Annotated in this window: 19 protein-coding genes; 14 read left to right on the forward strand and 5 right to left on the reverse strand. The window is 70.0% G+C overall.

Annotation, left to right across the window (positions count from 1 at the left end):
* Positions 1–2516 (forward strand): ATP-binding protein (locus ACLQ23_RS22610; protein WP_425881044.1); only part of this gene is annotated, 2516 nt, incomplete at its 5' end.
* Positions 2513–3067 (forward strand): response regulator, encoded by a 555-nt coding sequence (locus ACLQ23_RS22615; RefSeq protein WP_425881045.1) that lies wholly within the window; start codon positions 2513–2515, stop codon positions 3065–3067. The genes ACLQ23_RS22610 and ACLQ23_RS22615, both read left to right, overlap by 4 nt.
* Positions 3068–3110: 43 nt before the next feature.
* On the opposite strand, the gene ACLQ23_RS22620 is transcribed toward ACLQ23_RS22615, so the two are convergent.
* Positions 3111–3446: an STAS domain-containing protein gene (locus ACLQ23_RS22620; protein WP_053652159.1), complete on the reverse strand. Its 336-nt coding sequence runs from the start codon at positions 3444–3446 to the stop codon at positions 3111–3113.
* 200 nt (positions 3447–3646) lie between these two features.
* Here ACLQ23_RS22620 and hemL point away from each other — a divergent pair, with 200 nt between their 5' ends.
* The 6 genes from hemL (at position 3647) to ccsB (ending at position 9820) form a co-directional block, all read left to right on the forward strand.
* Positions 3647–4984, forward strand: coding sequence for a glutamate-1-semialdehyde 2,1-aminomutase (gene hemL / locus ACLQ23_RS22625; RefSeq protein WP_425881046.1), 1338 nt, complete (start codon positions 3647–3649; stop codon positions 4982–4984).
* Between the two features lie 124 nt (positions 4985–5108).
* Entirely contained in the window at positions 5109–5756 is a 648-nt protein-coding gene (locus ACLQ23_RS22630) for a histidine phosphatase family protein (protein ID WP_053652163.1), read from the forward strand.
* A complete protein-coding gene (locus ACLQ23_RS22635) occupies positions 5756–6325 on the forward strand; it encodes a TlpA family protein disulfide reductase (protein WP_355627468.1) in 570 nt (189 codons plus the stop codon). The genes ACLQ23_RS22630 and ACLQ23_RS22635 overlap by 1 nt, the downstream gene beginning before the upstream one ends.
* Positions 6325–7188 (forward strand): cytochrome c biogenesis CcdA family protein, encoded by an 864-nt coding sequence (locus ACLQ23_RS22640; RefSeq protein WP_425881047.1) that lies wholly within the window; start codon positions 6325–6327, stop codon positions 7186–7188. The genes ACLQ23_RS22635 and ACLQ23_RS22640 overlap by 1 nt, the downstream gene beginning before the upstream one ends.
* A complete protein-coding gene (resB, locus tag ACLQ23_RS22645; RefSeq protein ID WP_355587962.1) occupies positions 7188–8843 on the forward strand; it encodes a cytochrome c biogenesis protein ResB in 1656 nt (551 codons plus the stop codon). Before ACLQ23_RS22640 ends, resB begins: the two co-directional genes overlap by 1 nt.
* Positions 8843–9820 (forward strand): c-type cytochrome biogenesis protein CcsB, encoded by a 978-nt coding sequence (gene ccsB, locus ACLQ23_RS22650; protein ID WP_355587963.1) that lies wholly within the window; start codon positions 8843–8845, stop codon positions 9818–9820. The genes resB and ccsB overlap by 1 nt, the downstream gene beginning before the upstream one ends.
* 289 nt (positions 9821–10109) lie before the next feature.
* Here the strand turns inward: ccsB and ACLQ23_RS22655 are convergent, their stop codons facing one another.
* Complete coding sequence (locus ACLQ23_RS22655; RefSeq protein ID WP_355587965.1) at positions 10110–10307, reverse strand: hypothetical protein; 198 nt, start codon at positions 10305–10307, stop codon at positions 10110–10112.
* A 106-nt stretch (positions 10308–10413) separates the two neighbouring features.
* The gene (locus ACLQ23_RS22660; RefSeq protein WP_355587967.1) at positions 10414–10890 is read right to left on the reverse strand and encodes a MarR family winged helix-turn-helix transcriptional regulator; all 477 of its coding nucleotides are present in this window, start codon (positions 10888–10890) and stop codon (positions 10414–10416) included.
* A 96-nt stretch (positions 10891–10986) separates the two neighbouring features.
* Here ACLQ23_RS22660 and ACLQ23_RS22665 point away from each other — a divergent pair, with 96 nt between their 5' ends.
* From ACLQ23_RS22665 to ACLQ23_RS22685, 5 genes are all read left to right on the forward strand, one after another.
* The gene (locus ACLQ23_RS22665; RefSeq protein WP_425881048.1) at positions 10987–11541 is read left to right on the forward strand and encodes a carboxymuconolactone decarboxylase family protein; all 555 of its coding nucleotides are present in this window, start codon (positions 10987–10989) and stop codon (positions 11539–11541) included.
* A gap of 181 nt (positions 11542–11722) precedes the next feature.
* Positions 11723–13183: a menaquinone biosynthesis decarboxylase gene (locus ACLQ23_RS22670; RefSeq protein WP_355587971.1), complete on the forward strand. Its 1461-nt coding sequence runs from the start codon at positions 11723–11725 to the stop codon at positions 13181–13183.
* Positions 13183–14154, forward strand: a complete 972-nt coding sequence (gene mqnP / locus ACLQ23_RS22675; protein ID WP_355587973.1) for a menaquinone biosynthesis prenyltransferase MqnP — start codon at positions 13183–13185, stop codon at positions 14152–14154. The genes ACLQ23_RS22670 and mqnP overlap by 1 nt, the downstream gene beginning before the upstream one ends.
* A 104-nt stretch (positions 14155–14258) precedes the next feature.
* The gene (locus ACLQ23_RS22680) at positions 14259–14615 is read left to right on the forward strand and encodes a GntR family transcriptional regulator (RefSeq protein ID WP_053652183.1); all 357 of its coding nucleotides are present in this window, start codon (positions 14259–14261) and stop codon (positions 14613–14615) included.
* The gene (locus ACLQ23_RS22685) at positions 14612–15610 is read left to right on the forward strand and encodes a DUF1648 domain-containing protein (RefSeq protein WP_425881049.1); all 999 of its coding nucleotides are present in this window, start codon (positions 14612–14614) and stop codon (positions 15608–15610) included. The genes ACLQ23_RS22680 and ACLQ23_RS22685 overlap by 4 nt, the downstream gene beginning before the upstream one ends.
* A gap of 10 nt (positions 15611–15620) precedes the next feature.
* Here the strand turns inward: ACLQ23_RS22685 and ACLQ23_RS22690 are convergent, their stop codons facing one another.
* Entirely contained in the window at positions 15621–16583 is a 963-nt protein-coding gene (locus ACLQ23_RS22690; protein ID WP_425881050.1) for a terpene synthase family protein, read from the reverse strand.
* A gap of 154 nt (positions 16584–16737) precedes the next feature.
* Between ACLQ23_RS22690 and ACLQ23_RS22695 the strand changes: the two genes are divergently transcribed.
* Positions 16738–17367, forward strand: a complete 630-nt coding sequence (locus ACLQ23_RS22695) for a UbiX family flavin prenyltransferase (RefSeq protein WP_355587979.1) — start codon at positions 16738–16740, stop codon at positions 17365–17367.
* A 100-nt stretch (positions 17368–17467) separates the two neighbouring features.
* Here ACLQ23_RS22695 and ACLQ23_RS22700 read toward each other — a convergent pair whose 3' ends face one another.
* On the reverse strand, positions 17468–17734 hold the full coding sequence (locus ACLQ23_RS22700) for a BldC family transcriptional regulator (protein WP_007454516.1): 267 nt from the start codon (positions 17732–17734) through the stop codon (positions 17468–17470).
* Between the last annotated feature and the right edge of the window lie 267 nt (positions 17735–18001).

Consider the following 18001-nt stretch of genomic DNA (forward strand, 5'->3'; position numbering starts at 1 on the left):
CGTCGTTCGCCGACGAGGTGACGCGGGTGGCCCGTGAGGTGGGCACCGAGGGCAAGTTGGGTGGTCAGGCGCAGGTAAAGGGTGTCTCCGGCACCTGGCGTGACCTGACCGACAACGTGAACTCGATGGCGTCCAACCTGACCAGCCAGGTCCGCAACATCGCCTCGGTGACCACCGCCGTGGCGAAGGGTGACCTGTCGCAGAAGATCACTGTGGACGCGCAGGGCGAGATCCTTGAGCTGAAGTCCACTGTCAACACGATGGTGGACCAGTTGTCGTCGTTCGCCGACGAGGTGACCCGCGTGGCCCGCGAGGTCGGTATCGAGGGCAAGTTGGGTGGTCAGGCGCAGGTAAAGGGTGTCTCCGGCACCTGGCGCGACCTCACCGAGAACGTCAACCAGCTCGCCTCGACGCTCACCACCCAGTTGCGCGCCATCGCCCAGGTGTCCACGTCGGTGACCCGGGGTGACCTGACCCAGCGGATCGCCGTCAAGGCGCAGGGCGAGGTCGCCGAACTGAAGGACAACATCAACCAGATGATCGTCACCCTCCGGGAGACGACAAAGAAGAACGCCGAGCAGGGCTGGCTGGACTCCAACCTGGCCCGCATCGGCGGCCTCCTGCAGGGCCAGCGGGACCTGGGCGAGGTCTGCCGCATGATCATGACGGAGGTGACTCCGCTTGTCGACGCCCAGCTCGGCGCCTTCTTCTTGGCCGACGAGACCGACGGCAGCGTGCGACTGCGACTCACCTCGTCCTACGGGTACGTGGCGCGGGGGCACGACGTCACATTCGGCCCGGGCGAGGGACTGGTCGGTCAGACCGCGCTGTCCCGCCGGACGATCCGGGTCAGCGCCTCCCCGAACAGCAGGCTCACGCTGCGCTCCGGCCTGGCCGAGACACCACCGTCGGACCTTGTGGTGCTCCCCGTGCTCTTCGAGGGGGAACTGCTCGGGGTGATCGAGTTCGCCAGCGTGGCGGCCTTCTCCGAGCTGCACCTGTCGTTCCTGGAGCGGCTCGTGCTCACCATCGGCATCGCGGTGAACACCATCCAGGCCAACCGGCGTACGGAGGAACTGCTGGCCCAGTCGCAGCGGCTGGCGCACGAGCTTCAGGAGCAGTCCGCGGAGTTGCAGCGCACCAACGCCGAGCTGGAGGAGAAGGCCACGCTGCTCTCCGAGCAGAAGGGCAACATCGAGACGAAGAACCGGGAGATCGAGCTGGCCCGCCTCGGCCTCGAGGAGAAGGCGCAGCAGCTCACCCGTGCCTCGGCGTACAAGTCGGAGTTCCTGGCCAACATGAGCCACGAACTGCGTACGCCGTTGAACTCGCTGCTGCTGCTGGCACGCCTGCTGGCGGAGAACTCGGAGCAGAACCTCAACCCGAAGCAGATCGAGTTCGCCCGTACGATCCACGGATCCGGCTCGGACCTGCTGCGCCTCATCGACGACATCCTCGACCTGTCCAAGATCGAGGCGGGTCGGATGGACGTCGAGCCGACCGAGATCCGGTTCGCCGAGATCCGCAACTACGTCGAGCAGGCGTTCGCGCCGCAGGCGGAGGAGAAGAACCTGGACTTCCAGGTACGCGTCAGCAAGGACCTGCCGCCGGCGCTGATCACCGACGCGCAGCGGTTGCAGCAGATCCTGCGCAACCTGCTCTCCAACGCCGTGAAGTTCACCGACAACGGCGCGGTGACGCTGCGGATCGCCCCGGCGGCGGAGAACGCGGTCTTCGACGTACCGGCGTTGACGAACGCCCAGCAGGTAATCGCCTTCACTGTGATCGACACCGGGATCGGCATCTCCGACGACAAGCTGTCGATCATCTTCGAGGCGTTCCAGCAGGCGGACGGCACTACCAGCCGCCGCTACGGAGGCACCGGCCTGGGCCTGTCGATCAGCCGCGACCTGGCCCGGCTCATCGGTGGCACCATCACCGTGTCGTCGGCGCCCGGCCAGGGCTCGACATTCACCCTGTTCGTACCGCAGGTGTTGGCACCGGACGCGGTGGTCGCGCCGGCCCCTCCGTCACCGCAGCGCGCCGGCCTGCCGTCGTCACTGCTGATGCCGCCGCTGGAGCTGCTGCCGGAGCGGCCGGAGGCACCGGCCACCCGCCAGTTGGACGGTGCCACTGTGCTCATCGTTGACGACGACGTACGAAATGTCTTCGCTCTGACCAGCGCGTTGGAGCTGCACGGCATGACCGTGTTGTACTCGGACAACGGGGCGGACGGCGTCCGCCTGCTGGCCGAGCACCCGGAGGTGGACATCGTCTTGATGGACGCCATGATGCCGGACCAGGACGGATACGAGACGACCCGGCAGATCCGCCGTAACCACCGGTTCGCCGACCTTCCGGTCGTCTTCCTGACCGCGAAGGCGATGCCGGGTGACCGCGAGTCGGCGCTCGCGGCCGGGGGAAGCGACTACATCACCAAGCCGGTCGACCTCGACGATCTGATCGAGTTGATGTCGTCCTGGATCAACGGAAGCCGCAACGAGGAGACGTCGTGACCCAGCTGGCCAAGGCGCTGCTCGTGGACGACCGGCGACAGAATCTGACGGCGCTGGAGGCGATCCTTCAGGGCCTGCCGGTTCAGTCGGTGGCGGTGGAGAGCGGCGAGGCGGCTCTCAAGCAGTTGTTGGTGGACGACTTCGCGGTGATCCTGTTGGACGCGCAGATGCCGGACATGGACGGCTTCGAGACGGCGAGCCACATCAAGCGCCGGGAGCGGACCCGGCACGTACCGATCATCTTCCTCACCGCCGCCGACCGGGACGCCCAGCTCGCGTTGCGCGGTTATCAGGTGGGGGCTGTGGACTACCTGACAAAGCCCTTCGACCCGTGGGTCCTGCGGGCCAAGGTGTCGGTATTCGTCGAGCTGTGGGTGAAGACGCGGCAGTTGGCCGCACAGTCGGACCTGGTCCGGGAGCGCGACACGCAGTGGCGACGCCTCACCGACGCTGTCGACGAGGCAACCGCCCTGCTCCGCTCCGGCGACCCGGAGAACCGCGAACGCGCGATGGAGATGCTGGAACAAGCCCGCTGGGGCGCCAACCCGTAAACCGCAGTCAACCCCACCCGGTGGCCGGTGGCCGGGGGCGGGGTCAGCCGGCGGGTTGGTCGTTGCGGATCATCAGGGCGCTGCGCAGGCCGGTGATGTCCAGGACGCGGATCAGGAAGTCGCCCACGTGGGTGAGCATCAGCAGGCTCTGCGCGTGGCTGGCCTTGCGGCTGAGGACGACAAGGGTGCCCAGGCCCTGCGAGTCGCAGAAGGTGACGCCGCCGAGGTCGAGAACGATCCGTGGGGGCGGGTCGGCGAGCACCTCGTTGACGACGGTGGAGAGCTGGGCGGCCGTGAGCATGTCGATCTCACCGGCCAGGCGCAGCACTGCTTCGTCGCCCGTCCGGTGTAGCGTGATGGACAGTTCGGCACGATCCACCCGGCCAGCCTAGCGCGATCCGCACGACCTGGCCTGTCGAGATCCGTGAGCCCGCGCGCCGGCCCCCACTTCAGCTCCGTCTCGCCCACCGCCAGCCCCGCGTCGATGCCGCTGCTGAGCGCCCGGGGCGGGTGAGCCGGGTAACCCCTGCGTGGGGTGGCTGCGGATTGGCAGGTCGGCGCTGACACAATGGCCGCATCGTGACCGACATCGTTTCCGCCGGATCTGGCCGTTACCCGGTCGACGCGCCGGCCTCCGAGGCCCTGTTCCACCGCGCTCGCGCCATCGTGCCGGGCGGGGTGAACTCCCCCGTGCGCGCCTTCCAGGCGGTCGGCGGCACCCCGCGCTTCATGGTCCGTGGCGAAGGCCCCTGGCTGTACGACGCCGACGACCGCCGGTACGTCGACCTGGTCTGCTCGTGGGGTCCGCTGATCCTCGGCCACGCCCACCCGGAGGTGGTGGACGCCGTGCAGGCGGCTGCCGCCCGTGGCACCAGCTTCGGCACCCCCACCCCGGGCGAGGTGGAACTGGCCGCCGAGATCGTCGACCGGACCCCGGTCGAGCAGGTACGCCTCGTCAACTCGGGCACCGAGGCCACCATGTCGGCGATCCGGCTGGCCCGGGGCTTCACCGGCCGCTCCAAGATCGTCAAGTTCGCCGGCTGCTACCACGGGCACGTCGACGCCCTGCTCGCCGCCGCCGGATCCGGCGTGGCGACCCTCGGCCTGCCCGACTCGCCAGGCGTCACCGGCGCGGCGGCAAGCGAGACGATCGTGCTGCCGTACAACGACATCCGGGCCGTCGAGGAGGTCTTCGCCGCCGAGGGCCAGCACATCGCCGCGGTGATCACCGAGGCCGCGGCCGGCAACATGGGCGTTGTGGCTCCCCGCGACGGGTTCAACTCCCAGCTCGCGCGGATCGCGCACGCGCACGGCGCCCTGCTCGTCATCGACGAGGTGATGACCGGGTTCCGGGTGTCCCGCGCCGGCTGGCACGGCCTCGACCCCACCGACGCCGACCTGTGGACGTACGGCAAGGTCATGGGCGGTGGCCTGCCCGCCGCGGCGTTCGGCGGGCGCGCGGAGATCATGGCGCGGCTGGCCCCGGCCGGCCCGGTCTACCAGGCCGGCACGCTCTCCGGTAACCCGTTGGCCTGCGCCGCCGGCCTGGCCACGCTGCGACTGGCCGACGACGCGCTCTACCAGCGCCTCGACGACACGGCCGCAGTCGTGGGCAAGCTCGCCTCCGACGCGCTTGCCGCCGCCGGGGTCCCGCACCGCCTGTCGTACGCGGGCAGCATGTTCTCGATCTTCTTCACCGATGCCGACGTCGTCGACTACGACAGCGCCCGCACGCAGCAGGTGCCGGCGTTCAAGGCGTTCTTCCACGCGATGCTCGCCGCTGGCGTCTACCTGCCGCCGAGCGCGTTCGAGTCCTGGTTCGTGTCGGCGGCGATCGACGACGCCGCGCTGGAGCACATCGCCAAGGCGCTGCCGACGGCGGCGAATGCGGCAGCAGCGGCCGGTCAAGGGGGTTAGCGGTGAGCGCGAGGAGTGAGCCGGTGTTGCGAGCCCCGCAGTCGCGAACGAAGGCGGCGGCGGTGAGCGCGAGGAGTGAGCCGGTGTTGCGAGCCCCGCAGTCGCGAACAGAGGGGGCACAGCGGTGAGTAAGACGGTGGTCCACGTGCTTCGGCACGGCGAGGTGCACAATCCCGACCAGATCCTCTACGGCCGGCTGCCCGGTTTCCGCCTCTCCGAGCTGGGTGTGCAGATGGCCAAGGCCGCCGCGCAGGGCCTGGCCGACCGGGAGATCGTGCACGTGGTGGCGAGCCCGCTGGAGCGCGCACAGCAGACCGCCGAACCCATCGCCGCCCAGTTCGGCCTGCCCGTCGGGGTGGACGAGCGCCTGATCGAGAGCGCCAACTGGTTCGAGGGCAAGAAGGTGTCCCCGGGTGACGGGTCGTTCCGTGATCCCCGCAACTGGTGGGTGCTGCGGGACCCGGTGACGCCGTCCTGGGGTGAGGCGTACCGGGTGATCGCCGAGCGGATGTTCGCCGCCGTGCACGCCGCCCGGGTCGCCGCCGAGGGGCGTGAGGCGGTGCTGGTTTCGCATCAGCTCCCGATCTGGACGCTGCGCCGTTACGTCGAGCGCAAGCGGCTGTGGCACGACCCGCGCAAGCGGCAGTGTGGTCTTGCGAGCCTGACCTCGTTCCACTTCGACGGCGCGAAGGTGGTGGGCATCGGCTACAGCGAGCCGGCCGCGCACCTGATCGCTCTCTCCGCGACAGCCCGGACGGCCAAGGGGGCCTGATGAACTCCCGTAGGTGGACCGCGGGTCTGCTCGCCGCCGTTGCGACGGTGGCGCTGGCGGGCTGCACGTCGGCGCAGGGGCGGGAGAAGACCTGCACGACCACCGCCGAGGGGATCATCGAGTGCGCCCCGGATCAGCGGTCGGCGCCGCCGAAGCTTGCGGGTGAGCTGCTCACCGGCGGCACGTACGACGTCAGCGAGGCCCGCGGCCAGGTCGTTGTGGTCAACTTCTGGGGCTCCTGGTGCGCGCCGTGCCGTGCCGAGGCCGACGATCTTGAGGCCGTCTACCAGGCGACAAAGGGCTCCGGGGTGGCGTTCCTCGGGATCAACGTCCAGGACCAGCGGGACAAGGCCAAGGCGTTCGAGGAGGGCCGGGTCACCTATCCGAGCCTGTTCGATCCGGCCAGCCGGTTGGCGCTCGACCTGGACATCCCGCCGAACACCGTCCCGGCGACGGTGGTGCTCGACCGGGAGGGCCGGGTCGCGGTGGTGATCCGGGCCGCCGTCAAGCAGGAGGGCCTGCAACCGATCGTCGAGCGGGTCGCAGGCGAAAAACCGGCGCCGGACTGATGGGCGAGACCTTCCGGGAGTTGGCGCTGAGCGGGCCGCTGCTGCTGGCCATCGGCGCGGCGGCGCTGGCCGGCCTGGTCAGCTTCCTGTCCCCGTGCGTGCTTCCGCTGGTCCCCGGCTACCTCTCGTACGTCACCGGCCTGGCCGGCGCCGACCTCGAAGGCAGTGCAAGGAAGGGCACCTTGTTAACGCCTGCGGTAGAGGAAGGGGCCCTTCCTAACACCTCAGCCGACGGCGGGGGCGGTGGCGGCGTCGCCGTACGCGAGCGGACCGCGACGGTCGCCGTCAAGGGCCGGGTGCTCGCCGGGACGTTGCTCTTCATCGCCGGCTTCACAGTGGTCTTCGTCGCCACGGCGATCCTGTTCGCCGGCATCGGCCGGGTCTTCTTCGAGTACGAGCGGCAGCTGGAGATTGTCGTCGGCGCGCTGATCATCGTGCTCGGGCTGGGCTACCTGGGGCTGATCCCCGCTCTGCAACGCGAGTTCCGGATCTCCCGGCTGCCGTCGGCCGGGCTGCTCGGCGCTCCGGTCGTCGGAGCGGTCTTCGCGCTCAGTTGGGTGCCGTGCACCGGCCCGACGCTCGGCGCGGTGATGGGCATGGCGGCCACCAGCGGTCAGAGCGACCGTGCCGTGGTGCTCGCCGTGGCGTACTGCCTCGGGCTGGGGATACCGTTCATCGTCTTCGGGCTGGGCTTCCAGCGCCTGCTCGGGGTCTTCCGCGCCGTCCGGCGCAACAGCCGCTGGGTCACCCGGATCGGCGGCGCCCTGCTCCTGCTGATCGGTCTGGCGCTGGTCACCGGCGGGTGGCAGAACTTCGTGATCTGGCTGCAGACCACCGTCGGGGTGGGCGAGGTGAGCATCTGATGACGGCCGTCGACGATCGGCCGCAGACCGAGGCCCCGGCGCCCCGGCGCCGTCCCAACCGGCTGCTGGCGTTGCTGCGTAACTCGTGGCGGCAACTGACAAGCATGCGTACGGCGCTGATCCTGCTCTTCCTGCTGGCTGTCGCCGCGATCCCCGGCTCGGTGCTGCCCCAGCGTGGGGTCAGCCCGGAGCGGGTCAACCAGTACTTCATCGACCACCCCGAATGGGCGCCCCGGCTGGACCGGATCGGCGCGTTCGAGGTCTTCGGCTCGGTCTGGTTCTCGGCGATCTACCTGCTGCTGTTCACCTCGCTGATCGGCTGCATCACGCCCCGGCTGCGTGACCACGTCCGGGCGCTGCGCTCCCGGCCCCCGGCCGCTCCCAAGCGGATGGCGCGGCTGCCGCAGCACGCCGTGCTGCCCGCCCCGGACGGTGGCGCGGCTGCTGTCGCCGAGGTGCTGCGCAAGCGGCGCTGGCGGGTGGAGGTGCGCGGCGACGAGGTGTCCGCCGAGAAGGGCTACCTCAAGGAGACCGGCAACCTGCTGTTCCACACCTCGCTGATCGCCGTGCTGATCGGTGTCGCCCTCGGGTCGTGGTACGGCTGGAGCGGTAACCGGCTGCTTGTGGCCGGCGCGGACAACGCCTTCTGCAACACCCGTCAGCAGTACGCCGAGGCGAACCTCGGCCCGCAGGTGGACAGCGCCGACCTGCCCGGCTTCTGCCTGCGGTTGGACGACTTCCAGGCCCGGTTCCTGCCGTCCGGCCAGCCGGAGTTCTTCAACGCCACTGTGACTGTCGACGGCCCGGACGAGCCGACGCGTCAGGCGGACTTCTCGGTGAACTCGCCGCTGCGGCTGAACGGGGCGAACGTCTACCTGCTCGGCCACGGGTACGCCCCGCTGATCCGCTACACCGACCGGTTCGGCAACAGCCAGACAAGCGACCTTCCGTTCCTCACCACGGGGGACATGGGTCTGACAAGCGAGGGTCTGGCCGCCTTCCCGGACGCGAACGTCGATCCCGCCACCGGGCAGCGCGTACCCGATCAGCAGGTGGCGTTCACCGGCATCTACCTGCCCACGGCCCCGCCGGAGGCGCCGTTCGTCCGCTCGGAGTACCCGACGGAGCGCAACCCGTTGCTGAACCTTGTCGCGTACCGGGGCAACCTCGGTATGGACGCGGGCATCCCCAACTCGGTCTACCAACTCGACCAGCGGCAGGTGAGCGCCGGGAAGGTCAAGGAGATCGGCACGAAGGTGCTGCGCAAGGGCGAGACCTGGACGCTCGACGACGGCACGACCGTCGAGTTCCTGGGCACCGAGCGGTACGTCACGCTCTCCGTCCGGTACGACCCCGGCTCGACGATCCTGCTGGTGAGCTGCGGTTTCCTGCTGGTCGGGCTGATGGGCTCGCTGTTCGGGCGGCGTCGCCGGGTGTGGTTCCGGATGCTGCCTGCCGACCCCGGAGAAGGATCTCCGACGGGCGGTAGTAGCTTGATGGAGGCCGGTGGGTTGCCGCGCACCGACTATCCAGGGTTCGCCGACGAGTTCGCCCAGCTCGTCACCGCTGTGGGCGGAGACGACAAGGCGGCCGGGCGAGCCGGCACCGACACTGAATCCAGTGGCCGGACCGGTGTGCGAGAAGGGACCGAGTGATGTCCGCGCTCTCCGACAATCTGGTGACCTTCGCGATCCTCGTGTACCTGATCGCGATGATCAGCCACGCCGTGGAGTACGCGCTCGGCAACGCGCGTGCCCGGGTGGCCGCGCCGGCCGCCGAGCGTGAGCTTGTCGGCGCCGGGGTCGGTGGCACCGGCTCGACGCCGCCGTCCACGACGCCCCCGACGCTGGCGGTGGTCCACAGCTCGGCGCGGCGTGCCCGGATCGCCGGCCTCGTCGCGGTGGCCGCCACCGCGGTCGCCGCCGTGCTGCACCTCGCGGCCCTGGTCACCCGCGGCATCGCCGCCGACCGGATGCCCTGGGGCAACATGTACGAGTTCGTGCTCACTGTGACGTTCATCGGCGTCGTGGCCTGGCTCGGTGTGCTCTGGAAGCTGCCGTCGCTGCGCAAGCTCGGGCTGTTCATGACCCTGGTGATGGTGCTGCTGGTGGCCACCGCCGAGCTGGTGCTGTACGTGCCGATCGTTCCGCTGGTGCCGGCTCTGAACTCGTACTGGTTCATCATCCACGTGTCGACGATCGTGTTCGCGTCCGGCATCTTCATCTTCGGCGCGGTGCCGGCGGTCGGCTTCCTGATGCGCAACGGGTACGAGCAGGGCAAGCGCAGTTTCCCGTACACCCTGGCCAAGCGGTTGCCCGACGCGGGCAGCCTGGAGCGGCTGACCTTCGTGCTGCACGCGTTCTCCTTCCCGATCTTCACCTTCGCGGTGATCGCGGGCGCGATCTGGGCCGAGGCGGCCTGGGGTCGGCCGTGGGGTTGGGACCCGAAGGAGACCTGGGCGTTCATCTCCTGGGTGGTGTACGCCGGCTACCTGCACGCGCGGGCCACGCCGAGCGTCAAGCGCAACGTGGCCACCTGGCTGGCGGTGCTCGGCGTCCTCACCGTGCTGATGAACCTGTTCGGCGTGAACATCTTCTTCACGGGCCTGCACTCGTACGGCGGTCTGGACTGATCGTCGGCGCGGCTGCCGCTTCCGGGACGCTGCTTCAGTGCTGCTTCCCGGCGGTCGGCAGATCGAGTGCGCCGCGGCGGCCGGGGCGAAGAACGGCCCGCTGTAGCCGCCGCCACTGAGCAGGCGGCTGGCGACGAACCAGGAGAGGGTGGCGGCGAGCGTCACCTGCGCCACAAGCGGCCAGCCGGTCCGCAGGTGCGCCCACGCGCCGCGCAACCAGTTCGCCACCCGGGACAGGTCGTCTCCCCTCGTCGTCGCCGACTGGTCAACGACTCAGCTTGGACGCCGGTTAGCGGGGGCGCCAGTCGCGCAACGCCCGCTCGATCTGGACGGTGACCTGGTAGGAGACCTCGGGAAGGTCGGCCAGCTCGATCCGCTCACCGCGCAGCGCCAGTTGCGCGTGCAGTTCCCGGGCGACGGTGTCGCGGAGCTCGACCAGCAGAGGCGACAACCCGTCCGGGTCGCCGACGACGTACGCGTCCGACATCCCTTCAGCATGGGCCGCAGTGGGCTCTGCGGACCAGAGCGGGTGAGATTTACCCGCCGGGCTTGCCTCTGCCCGTGGATCTGCCAGGTGTCGCCTGCGGGCGCGGTCAGCCGCCGAACCAGCCGGGCATGTCGAGGCGGAACCAGTTGGCGGAGGCCACAGTGCTCAGGTCGTCCTCCAGGGCGGCGACCCGGTCCGGGCCGAGGGTCGCCACCCAACGCTTTCGAAGCTGGTCGAAGATCTGCGCCGAGCGGTGCAGCCCGTCGGCGCCGCGTGGTGTCACCCGGACGAGCCGTCGGCGGGCGTCGGCGGGATCGTCGATCCGTTCCAGGTAGCCGGCGGCGACGAGCCTGTCGACAGTCTTGCCGGCTGCCTGTTTCGAGATGCCGAGCCGTTGGCCCAGCTCGGTGGCGGTGGTGCCGTCCATCCCCACGGCCTGGAGCACGAAGCCGTGCAGCGGTCGCAGCTCCGGGTGCCCCTGCCGGGCCAGCTCGGCGTGCAGGTCGTCGATGAGCGTGCGGAAGCCGGCCAGCAGGAGCAGCGGCAGCGCGTAGCCGGGCCGCGCGGCTTCAGCGGTTGCCATGTTCGACAACCACGTTTACTATTCCGTAAACCACGTTGACTATCCTACGGGACGTGTCCCTCGGCGTCCCCACCCACGCCGCGAGAGCAGGTAGCCGTGCCCGTCTTCACCGCACACACCGCCGACACCGCGCCCGCCGCCGCCCGGCCGACCATCGAGGGGGTACGCCGTCGGTTCGGCTGGCTGCCCGCTCCGGTCGCTCTGATGGCCGAGTCGCCCCAGCTGCTCAGCGGTTTCCTCACCGCCAACAAGGGCTTCGAGCAGACCGACCTCTCGCCGCTGGAGCGGGAGGTGGTCGTGTTCGCCGTCGCCACCACCAACGAGTGCCACGTCTGCGTCGCCCTGCACACCAGCACGCTCGCCCGCCTCGGCGCGACCGCCGAGATGGTCACCGCGCTGCGCGCCGGGAGCCCGTTGCCCGAGCCGCGGCTGGAAGCGCTGCGCCGGTTCACGCTCGCCGTGCTCGACCATCGGGGAGCGGTGCCCGACGACGAACTGGAGGAATTCCTGGCCGCCGGCTACCAACCCCGGCACGCGCTGGACGTGGTGCTCGGCGTCGGGACGTACACCATCTCGACATTCGCCAACCGGCTCACCCGCGCACCACTCGACCCGCCGCTGTCTCCTCACGCGTGGACGCCCACTGCCTGACCCGCCGCCCAGGTCGCTGTTGATCCACTCGGCTTACGTGAAACCGGTGTATCCCGGCCGCGGGACACCCCGATTTCCTGGAAGCCAAGTGGATCAAGCGCAGCCGCGCCGGGCCGGTCATCGCGGGTGTCACACCACCCGCCTTCGTCGGAGGGGCACCCGGTGCGGGAGACTGGGCGGCATGGCGGCTCGTGGCTTCCCCTACAACGATCTCAAGGACTTCCTCGCGGCGCTGGAGCGTGCTGGGGAACTACGCCGGGTCGACGTCCCTGTCGACCCCACCCTGGAGATCAGCGAGGTGGTCACCCGCACAGTGCGTGCCGGTGGGCCGGCGCTGCTCTTCGAACGTCCGACCCGGGGCGAGATGCCGGTGGCGATCAACCTGTTCGGCACCGAGAAGCGGATGGCCATGGCTCTCGGGGTGGAGAACCTCGACGAGATCGGCCAGCGGATCGGCGAGATGCTCAAGCCGGAGCTGCCGCAGGGCTTCTCGGGCATGATGGGCGGCCTTGGCAAGGTCATGCAGCTCAAGTCGATGCCGCCGAAGAAGGTCAAGACCGCCCCGTGTCAGCAGGTGGTCTACCGGGGCGACGACGTCGACCTCAACCGGCTGCCGGGGTTGCAGGTGTGGCCGGGTGACGGCGGCATCTTCCACAACTTCGGGCTGACCCACACGAAGGACCCAGAGACCGGCAAGCGCAACCTCGGGCTGTACCGGCTCCAGCAGCACTCGCACAACACGATCGGCATGCACTGGCAGATCCACAAGAACTCTACGGCGCACCACGCGGTCGCCGAGCGGCTCGGGCAGCGCCTGCCGGTGGCCATCGCCATCGGCGCCGACCCGGCGGTCGCCTACTCGGCAAGCGCGCCGCTTCCCGCCGAGATCGACGAGTACCTGTTCGCCGGGTACCTGCGGGGTGAGCGCGTCGAGATGGTGGACTGCCTGACCGTGCCGTTGCAGGTGCCGGCGCACGCGCAGATCGTGCTGGAGGGCTACATCGAGCCGGGCGAGCGTATGCCGGAGGGGCCGTTCGGTGACCACACAGGCTTCTACACGCCTGTCGAGCCGTTCCCGGTGATGCACATCGAGTGCATGACCATGCAGCGCGACCCGGTCTACCACTCGATCGTCACGTCCCAGCCGCCGCAGGAGGACCACGGCCTCGGCAAGGCCACCGAGCGGATCTTCGCGCCGCTGCTGCGCTTCCTGATCCCGGACATCGTCGACTACGACCTGCCCGCCGCCGGTGTCTTCCACAACTGCGCGATCGTGTCGATCCGCAAGCGCTACCCGAAGCACGCGCAGAAGGTCATGAACGCGATCTGGGGCGCGCACATGATGTCCCTGACCAAGCTGATCGTGATCGTGGACGAGGACTGCGACGTCCACGACTACAACGAGGTCGCGTTCCGCGCCTTCGGCAACGTCGACTACGCCCGCGACCTGCTGCTCACCGAGGGTCCGGTGGACCACCTGGACCACGCCTCGTACCAGCAGTTCTGGGGCGGCAAGGCGGGCGTCGACGCGACCCGCAAGCTCCCCACCGAGGGCTACAACCGCGGCTGGCCGGAGGAGATGACAATGGCTCCCGAGGTGACGGCCCTGGTCGACAAGCGCTGGAAGGAGTACGGGATCTGATGCCCGTCGACGACTCCCGCGATCTTGCACTTTCGGCCCCCGATTCGTCCTTTTCCTCCCCTTCTGCCCCGGCAGGAAGTGCAAGACCGCGGGGGAGGGTGCGGGCGTTCCTGGATCTTGTGGCTATCGAGCACTCCGTCTTCGCGCTTCCGTTCGCCTTCCTTTCGGCGTTGACCGCCATGCAGGTTTCCGGCGGGCGGGTTCGCTGGGTCGACCTGCTCTTGATCACTGTGGCGATGGTCGGGGCGCGGACGTTCGCGATGGCCGCCAACCGGATCCTCGACCGGCAGATCGACGCGCGGAACCCGCGTACCGCCGGGCGGGAACTGGTCACCGGGGCGGTGAGCGTGCGCACGGCCTGGACCGGCGCGGCCGTCGCGCTTGTGGTCTTCCTCGCCGCCGCCGCCCTGCTCAACCCGCTCTGCCTGGTGCTGGCGCCGCTCGCGGTGGTGCCGCTTGTGGTCTACCCGTACGGCAAGCGGTTCACCAACTGGCCGCACGCCATCCTGGCGATCGCCCAGGCGGTCGGGCCGGTAGGCGCGTGGCTGGCGGTCACCGGCACCCTTGACGGGTCCTGGCCGGCCTGGTTGCTCGGTGCGGCGGTCGGGCTGTGGATCGGCGGTTTCGACCTGATCTACGCCTGCCAGGACTCCGAGATCGACAAGGAGATCGGCGTGCACAGCGTGCCCGCCCGGTACGGCAGGCGCTTCGCGCTGCACGCCTCCACAGTGGCGCACGTGGTGACCTTCGGGCTCTTCGTGTGGTTCGGGGCGCTTGTCGGGTTCGGCTGGCTCTGGTGGGTAGGCCTGGCGCTGACCGCCGTGGCGTTCGCCTACCAGCACCTGGTGGTCACCCCGACCGACCTCAGCAAGGTCAACCGGGCGTTCTTCACCGCCAACGGGTTCGTCGGCATCGCGCTGTTCGTGTTCGCCCTGCTCGACCTGGTGATCCGGCTCGACCTGCGCCCCTGACAGTTGCGATGGCGGCAGACGGCGGCGGTGCGCTCGGCGCCGCCGCCGTTCGCGTGCTGCCACCTACATTGTTCTAACAACACTAGAACAAGTATTCTTTAAGCGTGCTCTTCCGCATCGACCCCTCGCTCGACGAGACGCTGTTCGCCCAGCTCGTCACACAGGTACGCCTCGCCGTGGCCCAGGGCGTGCTCCAGCCCGGCGAACGGCTGCCCGCCGCCCGTGAGCTAGCCGCGTCGCTCGATCTCAACGTGCACACAGTCCTCCGGGCCTACCAGCTACTCCGAGACGACGGGCTGATCGAGCTACGACGCGGACGCGGGGCCATCGTCACCGCCCGGCCCGCGGCCGACCATGCCAAGCTGCTGGCCGCCATCGACGAGGTCGTACGCGAGGCGCGCGCCCTGCACTTCTCCCCGGAAGCCACAGCCACGCTCCTCAAGGAGGCGTTCTCATCATGACCACCGGCACCGCGCCTGCCCGTGACACGCGTCGGCGAACGCGCCTCATCGGCCTGACGGTCACCATCGTCGGCCTCGTGATCCTTGCCGTGGCCGCCGCTGTGGCCCTCTCCTGGCGTGGCGACCTGCCCGACCCGGTGGCGACACACTGGAACGCCCAGGGCAGGCCCGACGACTTCATGTCCCTCGATGCCATTGTCTGGGCCGGTTCCGGTATTGGTGCCCTGCTGGTGCTGGGGTTCGGCGCGGTCACGACGCTGTGGGGGCAGTCCGCGGTGAACCGCCGCATCGGCGCCGCGACCACCCTCTGGCTGGCGCTCTTCATGGCCCTCGTGCTGCTCGGCACCCTGCACGGGCAGCTCGGCCTCGCCGACGCCCGCACGGCCGGCGGGGTCGGCGGCGCGCTCGCGCTGGCGATCGTCGCCTCCCTCGTCCCGGCTGTGCTCGTCGGCCTGCTCCTGCCCGGTGACCCGCCCCAGCCGGCCGACGCCCCCGTCGCGCCCGAGGCGTCCCGCGTCCCCCTCGCGCCGGGCGAGCGGGCCGTCTGGATCGGGCGCACCGGCGCCGGACCGGGGATCGCCCTCGGCGCGGTCTCGATAGCCGTCCTGGTCACGCTCGCCGTCGTCAGCGGCATGTGGGGGCTGCTGATCGTCGCGGCGCTGCTGGTCGCGGTCTTCGTGGCGATGTTCGCCTTCACCGTCCGGGTCGACGAGAGCGGCCTGCTGGTCCGGTCGTCGGCAGGCTGGCCGCGTACCCACGTCCCCCTCGACGAGGTGCTGCGCGCCAGCGTCGTCCAGGTCCACCCGCTGCGTGAGTTCGGCGGCTGGGGCTGGCGGGTGGGCCGCGGCGGCCGGGTCGGCATCGTCCTGCGTACGGGCGAGGGTCTGCTCGTCGAGCGGACCGGCGACCGCTCGATCGTCGTCACGGTCCCCGACGCCGGCACCGCCGCCGCCCTGCTCAACACCCTCGCCGACCGTCAGCGGCAGGCCCGCTGAGCGGGCGGCGTCAACTGCGGGCTGCCGAATACCTGTCGCTCTCCAGTGACCAGTCGATCGTGCCACGCACCGAGCAGGCGATCCCCTCCACGTGCGCGGCGACCGCCGGGGCCAGCTCGGGGCCGAAGGACGGGATGGTGGCCCGCAGCTCCATGAACCGTCCCATCGTCGTGCGCCAGCGGTCCACCGCTGCCTCCACGGCCCGCCCGTGCGGCAGGTGCTGCTCCCGCGCGATGACCAGCACCAGGTTGTGCCCGCCCGAGGTGACCCGGTCCCTCTCCAACGACACCAGGTCGTTGAACCAGGAGAGCAGGTCGTTGCCGGTGGCCGCCAGCTCCCGCAGCGCGGGGTGGTGGTAGACGGCGTCCGGCAGCGCGTGACCGGTCACGAATTCGATCATGGTGTACGACACGTACGCCGCCGAGGTGGCCCGGCGCAGCTCGACGTACTCGGTGACACCGGGAAGGTGGCCCCTGGTCTTGTTGTCCGCCTCCGTGCGGTTGCCGGCCAGGTGGTGGGCGACGGCGTCGGCGAAGCGCCGCTGCCAGGTCGGCGGCATCCGCGCCTGCGGGGCCTGCCACGCGTCCACGAGCATCCGTCGCAGCGGGCCCCGGAACCCGGCCGGGCGGGCGTGGGTGTCCTGGCGTAGTACCTGGAGCACCCCGTCCCGCAGTGCCGCGACGTCCGCCCCGCTGGCGCGGTGTGGCCCGTCGCAGGCGTCGTCGAGCAGGAAGAACCAGGTCCACAGCGCGGCGACCGTACGCAGGTCTGCGGCGCTCGCGTCGGGATAGAGCCGGCCGGCGTACCAGGCGATGCGACCGGCGTCCAGCTCGCGCAGGGCGACGTCGTCAAGGGGCAGGTCGAAGCGGCGTACCCAGCCGGCCAGCCATTCCTGGGTCGTCTGGGCGTGCGGGGAGCACCGGGAGGGCAGGGGACATTCGGCCCGTAGCGTGCGGGCTGCCGCCGCCGTCATCGGTCGTACCGCCCCTCGGGTCGCTGCACAGCGGTGATCCTCCCCGTCCGAGCATGGCAGAAGTCAGGTGCCGATGATGTCCCCGCTGGCACTGCGGACGGGCCAGGGCGGGGGTCATGGCACGGCGCACGCGCGGACCAGGCAGGCTTGGGGCATGCGCGAACCATGGGTGATCGGTGTGTCCGGAGCCTCCGGAACGCCGTACGCGGCGGCGGTCATCGGCGGACTCCTGGACGCGGGGGAGCCGGTGGACCTGATCGTGTCCCGGGCCGCGCGGCTCACAGTGCTCGACGAGACCGGCCGGCCGTTCCGTGACGCGCACTGGGCCGAGGACCTCGCCGCCTGGCTCGGCCGGGACCTGACCGGCGCGGACGTGCGGCACTGGCCGGCGGGTGACCTGGCGGCCGGGCCGAGCAGCGGCTCCTACCGGGTACGCGGGATGGCAGTGGTGCCGGCCAGCACGGCGGCGTGCGCGGGCATCGCGATCGGGCTATCCAAGGATCTGCTGCAGCGTGCCGCCGAGGTGAACCTGAAGGAGCGCCGACCCGTGGTGGTGGTGCCCCGCGAGACCCCTGTGACGCGCAGCCACCTGGAACATCTCATCGAACTGCACGACGCCGGTGCAGTGGTGCTGCCGGCCAGCCCAGGTTTCTACGGCGCCGGCGCGGCGGCAAGCGCGCAGCAGTTGGTCGACTTCGTGGCCGGCAAGGTGCTGGATGCGCTCGGCGTGCCACACACCCTGTTCCGGCGGTGGTCCGGGCAGCTCGGCGCGAGCCGGAGCTGAGCAGTCCGCACAGCCCGCCCGGTCACGCCGGTAGGCGGGCCGTCATTGCGCGACGCGGACCGGACTGGCGCCCGGTCCGCGTGACGATGTCCGCACCAGTTCAGTACATGCCCGCATTGGCCGGACCCGGCCCGGTGGATGCGGCCGGACCCACATTGCGTGGCTTTCCGACCTCGTCCACCTCGTCAAGCATGCCCTCCCCCTCAAGCAGGGCCCGCACCTCGGATTCCCGAAATCGGCGATGCCCGCCTGGAGTCCGGATGCTTCCTATCCGGCCGGCCGCCGCCCATCGCGTCACAGTCTTCGGGTCCACCCGAAACAGCGCGGCGACCTCACCCGGTGTCAGCAGGCGATCTCCAGTGTCCACAGCCCCCTCCTCGCGTCGACGAAGCCCCTGGCTGAACACACTGCCCCCGGCTGGTGCGAGCCCAGAGCCGTCATGAGGGACGTATGGCAATTACAGCACCAGGGACCTGGCCTGTCCGCCAAAACGCGAAAAATGCACTGAGTGGGAAGTTAGTAAATGGTACTGGCGCAACCCCTGCCTTGACAGTCGGTTTGTGAACAGTCGCTCACTGTTCTGCCCAACGGGAGCCGGAGGCATCGCGTTACGCCCAACCCGTTAAGGTCACTC

This window comes from Micromonospora sp. DT41, assembly GCF_049841715.1.
Classification (GTDB): Bacteria; Actinomycetota; Actinomycetes; order Mycobacteriales; family Micromonosporaceae; genus Micromonospora; species Micromonospora profundi.